At 71.2% G+C, this 15,708-nt stretch carries 15 protein-coding genes and 1 pseudogene; 6 read left to right on the plus strand and 10 right to left on the minus strand.

Features of this window, described 5'->3' with window-relative positions:
• Window positions 1–9: 9 nt before the first annotated feature.
• Both VK923_19865 and VK923_19870 read right to left on the minus strand, forming a co-directional pair.
• Window positions 10–621 (minus strand): annotated as a pseudogene (locus VK923_19865) (transposase).
• Window positions 622–1,064: 443 nt separating this feature from the next.
• Window positions 1,065–1,397 carry a hypothetical protein gene (locus tag VK923_19870; protein ID HSJ46935.1) on the minus strand — a complete coding sequence of 111 codons (333 nt, stop codon included), beginning with the start codon at window positions 1,395–1,397 and terminating at the stop codon, window positions 1,065–1,067.
• An 800-nt stretch (window positions 1,398–2,197) separates the two neighbouring features.
• On the opposite strand from VK923_19870, the gene VK923_19875 reads away from it, so the two are divergent.
• Window positions 2,198–2,953 carry a DUF427 domain-containing protein gene (locus tag VK923_19875; GenBank protein HSJ46936.1) on the plus strand — a complete coding sequence of 252 codons (756 nt, stop codon included), beginning with the start codon at window positions 2,198–2,200 and terminating at the stop codon, window positions 2,951–2,953.
• Between the two features lie 13 nt (window positions 2,954–2,966).
• Here VK923_19875 and VK923_19880 read toward each other — a convergent pair whose 3' ends face one another.
• Together VK923_19880 and VK923_19885 are read right to left on the minus strand one after the other, a co-directional pair.
• Window positions 2,967–3,221 carry a DUF2277 domain-containing protein gene (locus tag VK923_19880; GenBank protein ID HSJ46937.1) on the minus strand — a complete coding sequence of 85 codons (255 nt, stop codon included), beginning with the start codon at window positions 3,219–3,221 and terminating at the stop codon, window positions 2,967–2,969.
• A 13-nt stretch (window positions 3,222–3,234) separates the two neighbouring features.
• Window positions 3,235–3,885, minus strand: coding sequence for an SDR family oxidoreductase (locus VK923_19885; GenBank protein HSJ46938.1), 651 nt, complete (start codon window positions 3,883–3,885; stop codon window positions 3,235–3,237).
• 494 nt (window positions 3,886–4,379) lie between these two features.
• Here VK923_19885 and VK923_19890 point away from each other — a divergent pair, with 494 nt between their 5' ends.
• On the plus strand, window positions 4,380–4,856 hold the full coding sequence (locus VK923_19890; protein ID HSJ46939.1) for a copper chaperone PCu(A)C: 477 nt from the start codon (window positions 4,380–4,382) through the stop codon (window positions 4,854–4,856).
• Window positions 4,857–5,032: 176 nt separating this feature from the next.
• On the opposite strand, the gene VK923_19895 is transcribed toward VK923_19890, so the two are convergent.
• The 6 genes from VK923_19895 to VK923_19920 all read right to left on the minus strand — a co-directional run bounded on the left by VK923_19895 (window position 5,033) and on the right by VK923_19920 (window position 9,964).
• On the minus strand, window positions 5,033–5,242 hold the full coding sequence (locus VK923_19895) for a hypothetical protein (GenBank protein HSJ46940.1): 210 nt from the start codon (window positions 5,240–5,242) through the stop codon (window positions 5,033–5,035).
• A complete protein-coding gene (locus VK923_19900) occupies window positions 5,239–5,475 on the minus strand; it encodes a hypothetical protein (GenBank protein HSJ46941.1) in 237 nt (78 codons plus the stop codon). The genes VK923_19895 and VK923_19900 overlap by 4 nt, the downstream gene beginning before the upstream one ends.
• A gap of 261 nt (window positions 5,476–5,736) precedes the next feature.
• Window positions 5,737–6,351, minus strand: coding sequence for a DedA family protein (locus VK923_19905; protein HSJ46942.1), 615 nt, complete (start codon window positions 6,349–6,351; stop codon window positions 5,737–5,739).
• Complete coding sequence (locus VK923_19910; protein HSJ46943.1) at window positions 6,348–8,648, minus strand: sodium-translocating pyrophosphatase; 2,301 nt, start codon at window positions 8,646–8,648, stop codon at window positions 6,348–6,350. Before VK923_19910 ends, VK923_19905 begins: the two co-directional genes overlap by 4 nt.
• Window positions 8,649–8,787: 139 nt before the next feature.
• Complete coding sequence (locus VK923_19915) at window positions 8,788–9,444, minus strand: metal-dependent transcriptional regulator (protein HSJ46944.1); 657 nt, start codon at window positions 9,442–9,444, stop codon at window positions 8,788–8,790.
• Window positions 9,445–9,538: 94 nt separating this feature from the next.
• Complete coding sequence (locus VK923_19920; protein ID HSJ46945.1) at window positions 9,539–9,964, minus strand: PPOX class F420-dependent oxidoreductase; 426 nt, start codon at window positions 9,962–9,964, stop codon at window positions 9,539–9,541.
• A 113-nt stretch (window positions 9,965–10,077) separates the two neighbouring features.
• On the opposite strand from VK923_19920, the gene VK923_19925 reads away from it, so the two are divergent.
• From VK923_19925 to VK923_19940, 4 genes are all read left to right on the plus strand, one after another.
• Complete coding sequence (locus VK923_19925) at window positions 10,078–13,575, plus strand: AAA family ATPase (GenBank protein HSJ46946.1); 3,498 nt, start codon at window positions 10,078–10,080, stop codon at window positions 13,573–13,575.
• 129 nt (window positions 13,576–13,704) lie between these two features.
• On the plus strand, window positions 13,705–14,136 hold the full coding sequence (locus VK923_19930; GenBank protein HSJ46947.1) for a cyclic nucleotide-binding domain-containing protein: 432 nt from the start codon (window positions 13,705–13,707) through the stop codon (window positions 14,134–14,136).
• A 198-nt stretch (window positions 14,137–14,334) separates the two neighbouring features.
• A complete protein-coding gene (locus VK923_19935; protein HSJ46948.1) occupies window positions 14,335–15,000 on the plus strand; it encodes a helix-turn-helix domain-containing protein in 666 nt (221 codons plus the stop codon).
• Window positions 15,001–15,031: 31 nt separating this feature from the next.
• Window positions 15,032–15,688, plus strand: a complete 657-nt coding sequence (locus tag VK923_19940) for an arsenate reductase ArsC (GenBank protein HSJ46949.1) — start codon at window positions 15,032–15,034, stop codon at window positions 15,686–15,688.
• Window positions 15,689–15,708 lie beyond the last annotated feature (20 nt).

Consider the following 15,708-nt stretch of genomic DNA (forward strand, 5'->3'; position numbering starts at 1 on the left):
CCGGCGTGGTCATGACGGGCGTCCGGGTAGTGGTGGGCATAGGCCGCCGAAGTTGAGCATGGCCAGGGCGATGAGCGCCTCGGGTGAGTGGAACCCGAAGGCTCTTCGCATGATCAGCCGTAGGCGAGTGTTGAGGCTCTCGACCCTGGCGTTGGACAGCCCGTGAGACACCGCGGCGTAGATCGCGACCTTGTGCTCGCGCACGGTGCGCGCGAGCTTGACGAACGCGGGGATCTGCGACCGCGACGCCCACGCCAGCCAACGTTCGAGCAGGCTGATAGCCGCGTGCGCGCTGTCTTGGTGGAACACCTGCCGCAGCTGTTCGTTGAGCAGGTACGCCCGGTACAGCCGCCGGTTGGTCTTGGCGATGTCGGCCAGCTTGGCCTGTTGGCGGTCCGACAGGTCCTCGGGGTTGCGCCCCAGCGCGTAGCGTGCGCCCTTGAGTTCCTTGGCGACCGCTTTCTGTCCGGCGCGGCGCGCGGTGTTCCACGTCTGCCGGCGGACCTCGTCGAGCGCGTCGGTCGCCCACGCCACCACATGAAACGGGTCCATACAGCGCACGGCGTTGGGGCAGCGGTCGGCGACCACGTCGCCGATCCAGCCGGCCGCGTCGGCGGAGACCAGCCGGAAACGTAGGCCAGAGGCGGCGTTGCGTTATGCAGGCACGGTCAACCCACCCACGGATCGTTCACAAGAGCCGTATTTGTCGTTGACGATGACGCGTTCGGTGTCGCTACCTCAACCGAAAAAACTACGCTGAGTTAGTCGCGTCGTGCCGAGAACGACGCGCGCGTGCGACACGCACGCGTGCTGGACAGGACGACGCAGGAGCGGTACGCCAACGATCGCGCGTGGACACACCAGCGGTGCCCAGCGGCCAGCGGGCGTCCACGTGCACCGGAGCAGCCGGTCCAGCGGCATAGGTGAGCGGCCGAGACGTCTCGCGGCGGACTGGGCTGGGTGTAGTGCGCATCGCCTGCCTCCGGGCCCGTCAGCGGCCTCATGTCGCGGTCGACGACAGCCAACCACCGCGGCGGCGGGCCGGAAGGGGCGGTGCGTGTTGGTCAGCCCAGCAACCGCCCGCCGCTGACCGCCACCGCGAACCGCCACGGCGAGACCGGCTCACCCGACAGCCGCGCGAACGCGCCACCGGCCACGCCGACCGCGTCGACGGCCACCGCCAGCGGGGTAGCGCCACGGGCGGCGTACGCCGTGGGGTCCGCGGCCGCCGCCACCGCCAACAGACGACCCGCCAGCGGTCCGGCGACGCGACGAAACGCCCGCAGCCAGCCGCGCACCGTGGCCGCCGGCAGCCCCAACGCGGCGGCGATCGGCCGGTGACCGGTCCCGTCGGCCGCGGTCTGCAAGGCCGCGCCGATCAGCTCCGCGGGGTCCATGCGCCGCGCTACCAGCAGGTCGGGCCACAGCGAGTGCGTCGCCCTGCAACGCCCGCAGACCACCGATGGATGTCCACCGGACCGTGGCGGGTCAGCCGCCGCCACCAGCCCGCGAACGTCACCCGCTCGTGCCCGCACCCGGGGCAGCGTTCCGGGCGGGGCGTGTCCACCCGGCCGCGCACGGCCAGGAACTCCCGCAGCGTTGTTTGCACGTCGAACACGATCAGCATCGAGCGCTCCGATCCTCACGGCCCCAACCCGCTCCCTACGCGCGCGTCCGGGCACACCTTGAACCGGCTGATCCTGACCCCCACCGACCACACCCGCCAGCCCAGTCACCGACCGTGAAGACACCGACCGTGTCCAACCCGCCCCGCCAGCGCCACCAAGCCTGGCGCCCAACAACTGGTCCCGAGCGGACACACGTCGATCTGCCCGAACAAGGGCGTCGCGTCGTACTCGTCGGTCCGCGCGAACGGCACGATCGCGCCCGACGCACAAGGGCGTCGCGTCGTACTGGTCGGTCCGCGCGAAGGGCACGATCGCGCCCAGCTGGGGGCTTCGTCGAGACGATCCCCGAGAAGCCCCACATCCGCGACCTGTACTGCTTCTTCAACGAGCGGGTCGACCTGACCGTCGACGGTCAGCGGCTCGACCGGCCGTGGACCCCGTCGTCGTGAAGGGCGGCGGCGGGTCCGGCCTGACGAGGCCGAGAGCAGGCACACGCCGACAGCCCGGACCACTGGAATGTCCGTCACCGCAGCACCGTTGACACAGACAGGCACACCTGGGAGGAAACCATGCCAACAACCACCCGCGGATGGGTGCGCGTCGAGGACGGCCCCAAGCGCGTACGCGTGCTCTTCGGCGGCAGCTACGTGGCCGACACCACCAACGTCAAGCTCGTCTGGGAGCGTCCCTACTACCCCACCTACTACATCCCAACGGCTGACGTCCGCGACGGCGTGCTGGTCGACACCGGCGACCGCGACCACTCACCGAGCCGCGGCGACGCCCAGATCCACGATGTCCTGGTCGACGGCAACCGTGCCCGACGCGCGGCGCTGGTCTACCGCGACCCCGCGCTGGCGGACCTCGCCAACCTGGTGCGGATCGACTGGGAGGCGATGGACGCGTGGTTCGAGGAGGACGAGCAGGTCTACGTCCATCCGCGTGACCCCTACAAGCGGATCGACGTCCTGTCGAGCTCTCGGCGCATCCGCGTCGAGCTCGACGGCGTGACCATCGCCGACAGCCACCAGCCGCGCATGCTGTTCGAGACGGGCCTGCCCACCCGCTACTACCTGCCCAAGACCGACGTGCGGATGGACCTGCTGACACCGACCGAGCACACCACGAGGTGCCCCTACAAGGGCACGGCGGAGTACTACGCCGTCACGGTCAACGGGACAACGCACGACAACGCCGTGTGGTGGTACAGGCATCCGACGCTGGAGAGCACGGCGATCGCCGGGCACGTGTGCTTCTACAACGAGCGCACCGACATCTACATCGACGGCGAGCTGCAGGAGCGTCCGAGGACGCCGTTCAGCTGACTGCGGCGGGTCCTCACGACCGTGCTGCGCGCAGGCGTCGCTGGACCGGCAGCGCCGGCTTGGAGCCGGGTGCCACGACGAGCTCGTCGAGCAGCTGACCGGTCGCCTCGGCTATCCGGTCGACGGCCGCCTGGAACGCCTCGGCGTTGGTCTGCGACGGCACGCGGTAGCCGCTGATCTTTCGCACGTACTGCAGCGCGGCGTCGCGGATCTCGGACTCGGTCGCTGCGGGCTCGGCGCCCCTCAGCTGCTGGATGCTCCGGCACATGCTGGTGGACCTCCTACCCGGTGGCCGCCGCCAGCGAATCGGCGATCGGTGTATCGCCGCTGACGACCTCGAAGATCTGGCCCTCGGTCGCGGGGTTGTCGAAGACGGCAACGATGACCGCGGCGACGTCCTCACGCGGGACCGAACCGGGCCCGACGTGGCGCCCGAGTGTGACGGTCGCGGTGCCCGGGTCGTTGGTCAGGCGTCCCGGACGGATGATCGTCCAGGCGAGATCGCTGGCCATCAGCTCGCGGTCGGCGCGTGCCTTGGCCCGCAGGTAGACCTCGAAGACCCCGTCGCCGTCGGGTGGGTCGTCGGTGCCCATCGCGCTGATCATGACGTAGCGGCCGACGTCGGCCGCCTCGGCGGCATCGCGCAGCTTGACGGCGGCCTCGTGGTCGACCGTCTCCTTGCGCGCAGCACCGCTGCCCGGTCCCGCGCCCGCGGCGAACACCACCGCGTCGGCACCGTCGATCGCGTCGGCGACCTCGACCACCGAGGCGCGTTCGAGGTCGAGCACGACGGGGCGTGCGCCGACCTCCTCGAGGTCGTCCTGCTGACTGGCCAACCGGATGATTCCCCGCACGGCGTCACCACGCGCGGACAGCATGCGGCTCAGGTGCAGGGCGATCTGCCCGTGCGCTCCGGCGATGGCGACGTCCACGTGTCCTCCTGGTCTCGACGGCGGACCCCACGCACGATACCCACGTGATGTGTCCCACGCGACGAGGACCGAGATCGGCCCAGCGACGAAGACCCTGGGGTTCCCGCTGGGACATCGCGCGCGCACGCTAGCCTCTCGATCAGTGGACGAGGGTCGCGCCTCCTTGAGGGCGCCAGAGCCGGCAACGAGATCTGCCTCGCCGCGTGGATCCGCCGTAGCCAGGCAGAGTCTGGCGGTTGTGCGCGCACCTGGTCGATCCTGGCGCGGCTGAGGATCTGACGCAGGAGACATTCGTCCGCGTGTCCGCGCCGCGCCGACCTGATCGTCACGCTCGACGGACGCGCCCCGGACTCTAGGCTCGTGGCCGACGGCCCTCCATCACAGACCTGGCCGGCCTGACGGGCACTCCCGACCCAGGTGGACGGCGCGCTGGCGTCGCGATCTCCTCTGGACGACCTGCGCCTGCCGATCGACCACGACGAAAGTGACCGCACGTGAAGCTGCAGCGAACGACCGCCACAAGGCTGATCGGCACGATCGTCCTGCTCCTGGCCGCCTGCAGCGGCGCGGCGAGCGGTGGTGAGATCTCCGTCACCGACGCCCACGTGCCGGTCCCGGCCGGCGCCAACGGGGCGGCCTACATGACGCTGACCAACGACGGTGACGCCGACGACACGCTCGTCAGAGTGAGCACCGACGTCGCCGAGACCGTCGGGCTGCACGAAACCTCGACGCAGGATGGCTCGATGTCGATGCAGGAGGTCGACGGCATCGACATCCCCGCAGGCGGTGATGCGGTGCTCGAGCCCGGTGGGCTGCATGTGATGCTGATCGGCGTGACCCAGGACCTGGCCGAGGGCGACACCCTCGACCTCACCCTGACGTTCGACAACGCCGGCGAACAGACCGTCAGCGCCGAGGTCGTCCCGCTCGGCGACATGCCCGGCATGGACATGGATTCAGAAGGTTGAGACGAGGCAGGATGCGTGGCGCAGCAGCTCAGGACGGACGCCATCGAGCTGCACGTGCTGGTGCTCACCGGACGGCCCAGGAGCCGCGCCGTGGTCGCGTGCCTCGACCACGGCGCCGACGACCACATGGCCAAGCCCTTCCGCCTGGAGGAGCTGCTCGCGCGCCCGCCGACGCGTCAGTCGCCGCTTGCAGCCTCCTCCCCGGCATTCCGGGCGTCGCGCTCGATGTCGGCGCTGTCCGCCATCAGCTCTCTGGCCCGGACCTTCTCGGCCCAGCGCATCGCCTCTTCGATCAAGGCCCCAATGTCCGCCACTCCGACCACCACCAGACCGGCCTGGCCGGCGTCCAGGTGCTCGCCCAGGTCCTTGAGGTCAGCGCGGCTCATCCCCGCCGCCGCGTGGCCGGCCACCGCGCCCAGCACCGCCCGCCCGCAGTGGTGGCGGCCAGTAGCCCGCCCCCGATCGCTGCGAACGGGAACAGGGCGACGACCAGGCCGGTGGCCAGTCCGACCCCGCCGCCCAGCACCCCTCCGACGCGGGTCGGCGTCTCATGCTTCCTGGTGATCCTGACCCTGCCGTCCGCACGACGCTCGAGCACAGCGGCGTCGTAGGCGTCCATCATTCCTGCCCGGTTGTGCAGATCCTTGACAACCTCTTAGTCGGCTTCAGCGCCCTCGACGCTGGGATACACCCCGACGTAGGCCATGAAGGTGTCGACGGCCATCCTCGTGCCTCCTCGTGATCGCTGCATCGGCCGGCACTCGGCTCATCATGCGGAGGTGTGGGTGGGTCGTCGTCATCCCTATGGGGTGATTCGGGCTTCGACATGGTCAGATCGTCGACAGCACGGCCATCGCACGCCCCGTCATGCGCCGTGCGTTCAGGGTTCGCTCCGGCGCAGCAGTCGGCGCGCAACCAGCGCAATGGCGAGCACGGCGACGGTCGCCGCGATCACGGCGGTGTACCGGCCGACGATGCGCTCGACCACGTGCCAGTTGCGGCCCAGCGCGATGCCGGCGCCGATGAGCACGGCGTTCCACAGCAGCGACCCGGCGACGGTCAGCGCTGTGAACCGCAGGGCGGGCATCTCGGCCATCCCGGCGGGGACCGACACGGCGCTGCGCGCGAGCGGGACCATGCGTGCCCAGAACACGAGCGCCGGACCGTACCGGTCGAACCACGCGTCTGCGCGGTCGAGGTCCGACGTCCGAAGCCGCAGGGCTTCGTGGTAGCGGTAGACGGCAGTTCGCCCACCCAGGCGGCCGCCGGCGTACAGCACCCAGGCGCCGGCGGTGGACCCGGCCGTCGCCGCGACGAGCCCGAGCAGCAGCGACATCCGTCCCTGCTCGACCGCGACCCCCGCCATCGGCAGCACAGCCTCGGACGGGATCGGCGGGAACAGGCCCTCCGCGAGCATCATGACGCCGAGCATCGCCACCCCGCCCTCGGCGACCGCCCGGACGGCCTGGTCGACGACGACCGCCAGGTCCGTCACCGCGAGGCGTCGACGGCTTCGCGCGGGGCGCCGGCGACCATCGGCTGCGCGACGCGCTTCGAGAACGCGATCGCCCCGGCGAGCACGATGGCAGCGCCGACCGCGACCGCGTAGCGGACCGGCGCGTCGCGCAGCGCCAGCACCGCTGGGAGGATCAGCAGCGACACGAGGTTCATGACCTTGATCAGCGGGTTGAGCGCCGGACCTGCGGTGTCCTTGAACGGGTCACCGACGGTGTCGCCGATCACGGCCGCTTGATCGGCGTCGGACCCCTTGCCACCCTCGTTGCCGTCCTCGATGTACTTTTTGGCGTTGTCCCACGCGCCGCCGGCGTTGGACAGGAAGTTCGCCATCAGCTGCCCGACCAGGATGACGGCCGCGAGGAACGCGCCGAGGGCGGCGTACCCCACCCCGAAGCCGATGATCACCGGGGTGAGCACCGCGAGCAGCGCGGGCGTGGCGAGCTCCCGCAGCGACGCACGCGTGCAGATGTCGATGACCGCTCCGTAGTCGGGACGGTCGATGCCCTCCATGATCCGCTTCGTCGCGAACTGGTGCCGGACCTCGGCGACCACGATCCCCGCGCTCCGGCCGACCGCACGGATCGCCAGGGCGCTGAACAGGAACACGACGGCGCCACCGGCGAGCAGGCCGATGAACGTCTTGGGGTCGGCGACGTTGATCTGGGTGACGGGATCGGCGAACAGCGCCGACCCGACCGCGTCGAGACGCATCTCCGCGCCGATCGTCTCGACGTACGACGCGAACAACGCCACCGCCGCGATGACCGCCGACCCGATCGCGAAGCCCTTCGTGACCGCTTTCGTCGTGTTGCCCGCCGCGTCGAGGGCGACCATGATCCGTTCGGCCTCACCATCGAACTCGCCGGACATCTCCGCGATGCCGGCCGCGTTGTCGGCGACGGGCCCGAACGTGTCCTCCGACACCACGACGCCCGTCGTCGCCAGCATGCCCATGCCGCACAGTGCGACCAGGTACAGCGCGTACTGCAGGTTGCCGTCCCCGAGCGCGAGCGCAACGGCGAGCGCGCCGGCGATCGCCACGATGGCCCACACACTGGACTCCATGCCGGAGCTGACCCCCGACAGCACTGTGGTCGCGGGACCGGTCCGGGCCGCCGTCGCGATCTCGCGGACCGGCGCCGTCTCGGTCGACGTGTAGTACTCGGTCAGCCGGCTCACGACCTGGGCCAGCACCAGGCCGGCGACGACCGCCCAGAACACGTCCAGGTTGCCCACGTAGAACTGCGCGACGGCGAACGTGCCGAGCACCGTCAGCACCCCGGCGGTCGCGAAACCGCGGTTGATCGGCGTCAGCGGACTGCGGTCCGTGTCGGTCGCGCGCACAGCGTAGACGCCGACGATGGATGCCAACACGCCGATGGCGCGGACGACGACCGGGAAGATCAGGCCCAGCGCAGGGTTCGCACCGATCGAGTTGAACGCGGCGACGCCCAAGATGATCGATGCGACGAGCGTGACCTCGTAGCTCTCGAAGAGGTCCGCCGCCATGCCCGCACAGTCGCCGACGTTGTCGCCGACGTTGTCCGCGATGGTCGCCGGGTTGCGGGGGTCGTCCTCCGGGATCCCCGCCTCGACCTTGCCGACGAGGTCGGCGCCCACGTCCGCCGCCTTGGTGAAGATGCCACCGCCGACCCGAAGGAACAGCGCCAGGAGCGATCCACCGAAGCCGAAGCCGATCAGGATCGTTGACGCGGTGTTCTGGAACGCCAGGATGATGACCGTTGCACCCAGCAGGCCCAGGCCGACCGTGAACATCCCGGCGACACCACCGGTGCGGAAGGCCACGCGCAGCGCCGCCGGCAGCGATCCCGAGCGCGCCGCGGCGGCCGTGCGCACGTTGCCGCGGACCGCCAGGCGCATGCCGATGAAGCCCGTCAGCCCCGACATGACGCAGCCCGCGAGGAACGCGATCGTGCGCCACGTCCCGGACTGCGCCGCCGTGAGCGCCTCCGTGCCGTCCGGTCGCAGCACCGCCGTCGACGTCGCGAACACGACCACGACCAGCGGGATCAGGATCACTGCGATCGTGCGGAACTGGCGGCGCAGGTAGGTCAGCGCGCCCTCCTCGATCGCCCCCGCGATGTCGCGCATGCGTGGCGTGCCCGTGTCGGCCGCAACCACGGCGCGCATCAACACGACGCCGACTGCGATCGCCGCGACGGCCGTGGCCACCGCGAACCACAGCCACGCCATCTCGCCGCTGCCGAGCTCGAACGACTGGTAGCCGCCCTCTGCGGCCAGTAGCACAGGCACTGCACGCTCCTCGGACCGCGGCGCAGACCCCCCGCCTGCGCCGCCCCGCCAGGTCAGGGGGTTTAGCTTATACGAAAGCCAGTGTTGCCTGCAACGAATGAACGATTTCGCTCGTGCTTCAGCAGGAGTCGACCACGCCTCAGTCGAGCCGGACGAAGATCTGGCGTGCCAGGTTGCTGCCGATCGTGCGGTCCTCGTCCCCGACCCTGATCACGACCGGACCACCGAACGGGTGGTGCTCGCGCACCACGATCTGCACGCCCGGCCTGATGCCCAGCGTCTCCAGGAAGTCACTCACCTCCCGATCGGTCGCGCCTGGCAGCGCGACCTCGGCGGTCACACCCGCCTCGACCTGGTCCAGCGTGGGGAGCGACGGCACGTCCGTCGAGTCCGCGGCGGGGATCGGGAATCCGTGGGGACATGTCGCCGGCCGGTCCAGCGCCACGAAGATGCGGGCGATCACCTCGTCGGGGACGTCGTGCTCGAACGTGACGGCCAGGCGGTCGGCGTCCTCCCACGGGTAGCCGAGCATGTCCGACAGGAACCGTTCGACGATGCGATGGCGCCGGATCGCCGCCGTCGCGACCGCACGACCCTCGTCGGTCAACTCGACCCCGCGGTAGGGCGCGTACACCGCCAGACCACGCTCGGCCAGCCGCTGGACGCGCGCGGTCGCCGACGCCGGCGCGACCGACAACGCAGCCGCCAGATCACCCGTGCGGGCCGCGCCGCCCTCCGGCGTCAGGCGGTAGATCGCCTTGGCCGTCTCACGTTCGGTCGAGGTCAGACTGTCCATGCCGCCCCACCGTACGAGCGCCCAGGCCAACGAACACTGTAGTACCGACGGCCCGGGGCCCGCGAACCGAACGGGCCGACGCGGCGTGTCGTGCTCAGCGGGGCCCGTGACCGGAGTCCCACTCCGTCCGCCGTGGCGTGAAGCCGCCGCCACGGAAGTCGTCGTGGTCGGTGACGATGCCCCAGCTCCATGTGATCGCCGGCACGATCTCCAGGTAGTCGCCGTGTCCGAACATGAGGTCCCGGGTCACGGCGCGGGCGGTCCCGAAGACCCGGATGCCGCGGGGGCGCCAGGGATCCACCGAGCGCAGGTCGTCGACGATGAGCGACACCTTCGTGTTGCCCGCCACGACGTTGCGGTGCTTGCGGGTCGCCGGCAGGTCCCTGCCACCGACCACGAAGCGATCACCGTCGAACGCGAACCCGACGGCGTCCACGCTCGGCTGCCCGCTCGAGTCGACGGTCGCGAACCGGGCAAGGCGTTGCTCGGCAAGGTAGGCGAGCTCTTCCGACGAGAACATGGCCACTCCATCGCAGGTGCGTGTGGTTCCATTGTGCGCGGCGGTGGTCCTGCCGATACTCGGTGCACGACGCCCGGTACCGCCGGACGCGGCAGCCGCACGGGTGGCCGACGATGGCACGACATGATGCGACGGACGACCAGACGGTCGCCTGCCCCCACTGCGGGTCGGTCGTGCCGGCGGCGTTCCGCTTCTGCGGCCACTGCGGTCGGTCGCTGACCACGACCTGCCGACAGTGCGGGGCGGACCTGCCGGCCTCGTTCCAGTTCTGCGGCGCATGTGGCGCCCCGGTCGACGCCTCGGCGGATCGCGCCTCGGAGGTGACCGGGGCCGGCCCCGACGGCATGTCCGAGGAGCGCCGCGTCGTCAGCGTAGTGGTCGCCGATCTCGAAGGCTCGACTCGGCTCGCCACCACGCTGGACGCCGAGGAGCTGCATCACACGGTGCAGCCGCTGCTCGACGCGTTGGCCGAGGAGGTGGCCGCCCACGGGGGTACGTTGCAACGGTACGCAGGCGACGGCGTGGTCGCCGTGTTCGGCGCGCCAGTGGCACGTGGTGACGACGCCGTCCGAGCCGTGCGGGCCGCGCTGGCGATGCAGGAGCGGTTGGGGCGGCTGAACACCACGAGCGCCCTGCCGGATCCGCTCGTCATGCGGGTCGGCGTGGCGACCGGTGACGTGGTGACGATCGCCGGCGACCCCGGACTGGCCCGCGCGACCGGCGACGCCTTCAACCTGGCGTCGCGCCTGCAGACGGTCGCACCTGCTGGGGAGGTTGCCGTCGACCGGCGCACCTGGCGGGACACGCGCCACGCCATCGCCTACCGCCCGACGCCTGGTCCCCACCATCTCAAGGGGTTCCCCGCCCCCCTCGCGGTGTGGATCGCTGCCGATGAGCAGGTCCGCGACACGCGCTACCGGATGCCGCTCGTCGGTCGGGTCGCCGAGATGCGGACGCTGTCGACCCTGGCCCGCGCCACGGCCTCCGAGGGCACGGCCCACGCGGTGACGGTGGTCGGCGAAGCCGGTGTGGGCAAGAGCCGGCTGGTGCACGAGTTCGTCACGGCCGAGGTGCCGGCGGCCGTTCCCGACGCCCGGGTCGTCACTGGCCGGTGCCTGCCGTACGGTCGGGGCCTCGCGTTGTGGCCACTCGCCGAGATCCTTCGCTCCGACCTCGGCGCACGCCTCGGTGAGCCCGCCGCGGAGATCGCCGAGCGCGCACAGCAGATGCTGACCGCGCGCTGGCCGGCATCCGACGACGCGGACCTCGTGCCGGTCCTGCTGGCGTCGGTCGGACTCCCCGCCACGGCCGGTCGCCGCGATGTCACACCCGCCCACGCGGCCTCCCGCGACATCGTCGCCCGGCTGGTCGGCCGTGCATGGCGCTCCTACCTGGAGATGCTCGCCGGCGGCGGTCCGCTCGTCGTGCGGATCGAGGACCTGCACTGGGGTGACAACGACCTCTTGGCCGTACTCGACGTCGTGCTCACGACCGCCCGGTTCCCCCTGCTGGTGGTGACGACCGCGCGCCCACCCGTCGCCGACGACCAGGCAACCCTGAGCGGCGACGTCATACACCTCGAGCCGCTCGACCACGCCGACACGCATGTGCTGCTACGACGACTGCTCGGCGAGGCGGCGCCCGCATCGGTCGTCAGTGCGCTGGGCGACCGCGCGGGCGGCAACCCCTTCTTCGCCGAGCAGCTCGTCGAGATGCTGCGTGAGGAGGGCGTGCTCGACGCGTCGGCCGATCCCCTGGCAGACCTGCGTGTCCACCTGCCGGACCGCCTGCCCGACAGCGTGCAGGCCGCGATCGGCGCCCGGCTCGACCTGCTGCCTCCCACCGAGCGCGCCGTCGTCCTCCACGCGGCCGTCGTGGGCCGGTCCTGGTGGCCCGGCGCCGTCGCCCACCTCCTCGGCCGACCGGTCGATGACGATGTCGACCGCCTGGTGACCCGCGGCATGTGCATCGAGCAGCCGGAGTCCGACATCCGCGGAGAGCATCAGGTGTTGTTCGGACATGCGCTGCTGCGCGACGTCGCGTACGAGCGGGTTCCTCGCCGCCTGCGACGCCGGCTGCATCGCGATGTCGGACGCTGGATCGAGGCGCGCGCGTCGGGTCGTGAGGAGGAGATCGCCGAGATCCTCGCACACCACTTCGAGCTCGCTCGGGAGCACGAGGCGACCGCCCGATACGCCCTGATCGTCGGCGAGCGCAAGCTCGCGCTGTTCGCCGCGCACGAAGCCATCACGTGGCTCACCAGGGCGCAGGCCGCGAACACGCGCGTCGAAGGTCCCTCCGATGCCGACCTGGCCTGCCGCATCGCGCTGCGCACCGGAGCCGCCCACGAGCAGCTCGGCGAGTATGCCCTCGCCGAGGAGCACTACAGGCGGGCGCTGCGAGCCGCGGAGGAGGCCCGCCGCGACGGCAGGCGCGCCGAGGCGCTGGTGGCAGCGTCCCACGTGATGTGGCTCCAGGACGCCTACGACCGGGCTGAGCCGCTGCTCGCCGAGGCGTTGGCCGCCGCGGAGGCACTGGGCCGCGCCGACCTGTTGAGCCAGGTCCAGTACACGACGGGGACGCTCGGCCTCGGGCGAGGCCAGTATGCGCGAGCGGCCCGGGCGCAACGCGAGGCACTCGCCACCGCGCGCGCAGCCGGTGACCGGGAGGCGGAGGCGTTGGCGCTCCACGGGCTGGCCGAGGCGCTGGCGTTCACCGGCCCCCTACCCACGGCGCTCGAGCACGCCGTCGCCTGCAGCCGGCTGGTGCGTTCGCTGGGGTGGCTGCCGATGCTGCATCACAACGAGAACATGCGCGGATGGATCCTCATGTGGATGGGTCGACTCCCCGAGGCCGACGAGGCGCTGGACGGCGCCGGGCGCGGTGCATTCGAGCTCGGCGACCCCCGCAACGCCGCGCACGCGTTCGCCGGTCGCGGCCACGCCCGCTGGCTGCTGGGCGACACGGCGGGGGCCTGGGAGCTGTACCGACGGTCCGAGGAGCTCGAGCGCAGGTTCCGTGGACCGCGCACGCTGCTCATGATCAAGGCCCACGAACTGCATCCGTTGACCGACGAGGAGCGGTGGGCCGAGGCCCGAGCGCACCTCGACAACTGCTGGGAGGCATCGGACGCGACGGGCGGGATGTTCCTGCGGGCGCAGCTGTACGCCTGGGAGGGCTGGATGGTTCTGCACGACGGCGACGAGCGGACGGCGGCGCACTGGTTCGCCGACGCGCAATCCGCCGCCGGCGACGTCCGTACCGAGCGGTCCTACGCGCTCGGCGTCGAGCTGGCCGCTCGGGTGGGAACCGACGATGCCGAGCGGCTGGACCAGCTCGGACAGGCACTGCGCGAGGTCGGTGCCGATAGCTTCTTCGCGCGAGCGCTCGGCGACCTGGCCTTCATCTCCGCCGCGGCGGCGGGCGGGCCCGACCAGGCCGAGCTCGTCGGTCGCGTCGAGCGGATCGAGGCGGATCTCCCACCGCGCTACCGGTGGCTGCTGTGGCACGAGACGGCCCGGCTGCGCGATCGGCAGGGCCGGTCCGAGGATGCCGCGGCGGCGCGTGCTCGATCCGAGCGGGCGCTCGCCTCGATCCGGTCCACGGGGTAGGGTGTCGCGTGCGCCCGAGTTACCCGGTCTGTGTCGTCCTGGGCGTTCCGACACGTGGTGGTGCGCCGTGCGGTGGCATACTGAGCGCCACCATCCCGGCGGGCGCACTGCGAGCGTGAGGTGAGGCGGGTGCCGACGAGAAGGAACACGAAGATCGACGCGCTGCGGCGGGTGCCTCTCTTTGCGGACCTCACCGACAAGCAGCTCCACGGGATCGAGGCCTTCGTCGACGAGGTCGAGGTCGACGCCGGCCGGGTCCTGGTCGATCAGGAGGGCTTCGGTAACGAACTGCTGATCGTCGTGGACGGCACGGCGGAGGTCACGCGGGACGGTCGACACATCGCGGACCTTGGTCCGGGCGAGGCCATCGGCGAGATCGCGCTGCTGGACGGCAAGCCCAGAACGGCGACGGTCACCGCCAAGGAACCGATGACACTGGTCACCGTGAGCAAGCGGGCCTTCGACACGGTGCTCGATCGGGTGCCGGGACTCCCCCACGCGCTGCTGCGCACGCTGGCGGCCCGCCTGCGTGAAGCCGATCTCGTCGCGTACGACAGGTAGCGAGCAGACGGGGACACGGGGCGCCGACAGCACCGTCGCGTCCCGCGCACGACCTGATGTCTCGGCGGGTCAGACCTCGACGCAGCCCTCCGCTCAGGCTTGACAGCGGTACTATACTCAGCAATGATTGAGTCAATGTCGGCTGATCTGGCGCGCGAGGTTGCCGCTCACCGGATCGCATCGGACGAGGGCCCCCGGATGTCTGATGCCTGGTCCGTCGAGCGGCGCGCGGCGGTGCATCGCGCGCTTGGTGATGAGCATCGTCTGGCGATCATCGATCTGCTGTGGTCGGGCGATCGCACGCCCGCTGAGCTGCAGGACGCCACCGGGCTGCGGTCCAACCTGGTCGCGTTCCACCTCAACACCCTGCAGGACGCGGGGCTGATCTCCCGGCACGCCTCGCACGGCGACGGCCGCCGCCGCTACGTCACCGTCACCACCGCCGCGCTCCCCCACGTCGGCCCGGTCGCCCCACTGACACTCGACTGCGTGTTGTTCGTGTGCACCCACAACGCCGCGCGATCCCAGCTGGCCGCGGCGCTGTGGCGACACCGCAGCGGACACGCCGCCGTCAGCGCCGGCACGCAACCCGCCGACCGGGTGCACCCCACCGCCGTCGCGGTCGCCGCCGACCACGGCCTGGACCTGTCCGACGCCCAGCCCACGCACATCGCCGACATCACCGTGCATCCAGACCTGGTCGTGTCGGTCTGCGACCGCGCCCACGAGACCGGCCTCGACGTCGACGCGCCGCACCGGCACTGGTCGATCCCCGACCCCGTCGGCGGCGACCGCGCCACCTTCGAACACGCCTTCGACCTGATCGCCGGCCGAATCGACCGCCTCGCCGCCACCACCGCCTGACCAGCCGACCCGACACCAGGAGCAACCGACCATGAGCAGCCAGATGTCCGGCCCCGGCCCCGCCTCCGCCGAGGAGACCCAGCTCATCAAGTCCTCGAGCGTGCGCCTGCAACGCGACTTCGACGGCATCTTCGGCGTCGAGACCATCCAACGGTTCATGACCGACTCGTTCGAACGGCTCGCCCACGCCCGCATCCGCGCGTACGTCCCCGTGATGGCCGAACGCTTCACCCGCGACCGGCTCCACGCCGTCGCCAAGAACGAAGGCAAGGTGCCAAGCGACGCGCCCAGCGTGCTGTTCCTGTGTGTCCACAACGCCGGCCGCTCGCAGATGGCCGCCGGGTGGATGCGCCACCTCGCCGGCGACCGCGTCGACGTCCTCTCCGGGGGGTCGGACCCCGCCAGCCACGTCAACCCCGCCGCAGTCGAGGCCATGCGCGAGGTCGGCATCGACATCGCAGGCGAGTTCCCCCGACCCTGGACCGACGAGATCGTCGGCGCCGCCGACGTCGTCGTGACCATGGGCTGCGGCGACGCGTGCCCCGTCGTGCCCGGCAAACGCTACCTCGACTGGGAGCTCGACGACCCCGCCGGCAAACCCGTCGACGCCGTCCGCCCCGTCCGCGACGAGATCGAACAACACGTCCGCGCACTGCTCAGCGAGCTCGACATCCCCATCCGGGTGTGACCCAGGTGCCGACAGCAGCA

The sequence above is a fragment of the Euzebyales bacterium genome (assembly GCA_035461305.1).
Lineage (GTDB): Bacteria > Actinomycetota > Nitriliruptoria > Euzebyales > JAHELV01 > JAHELV01.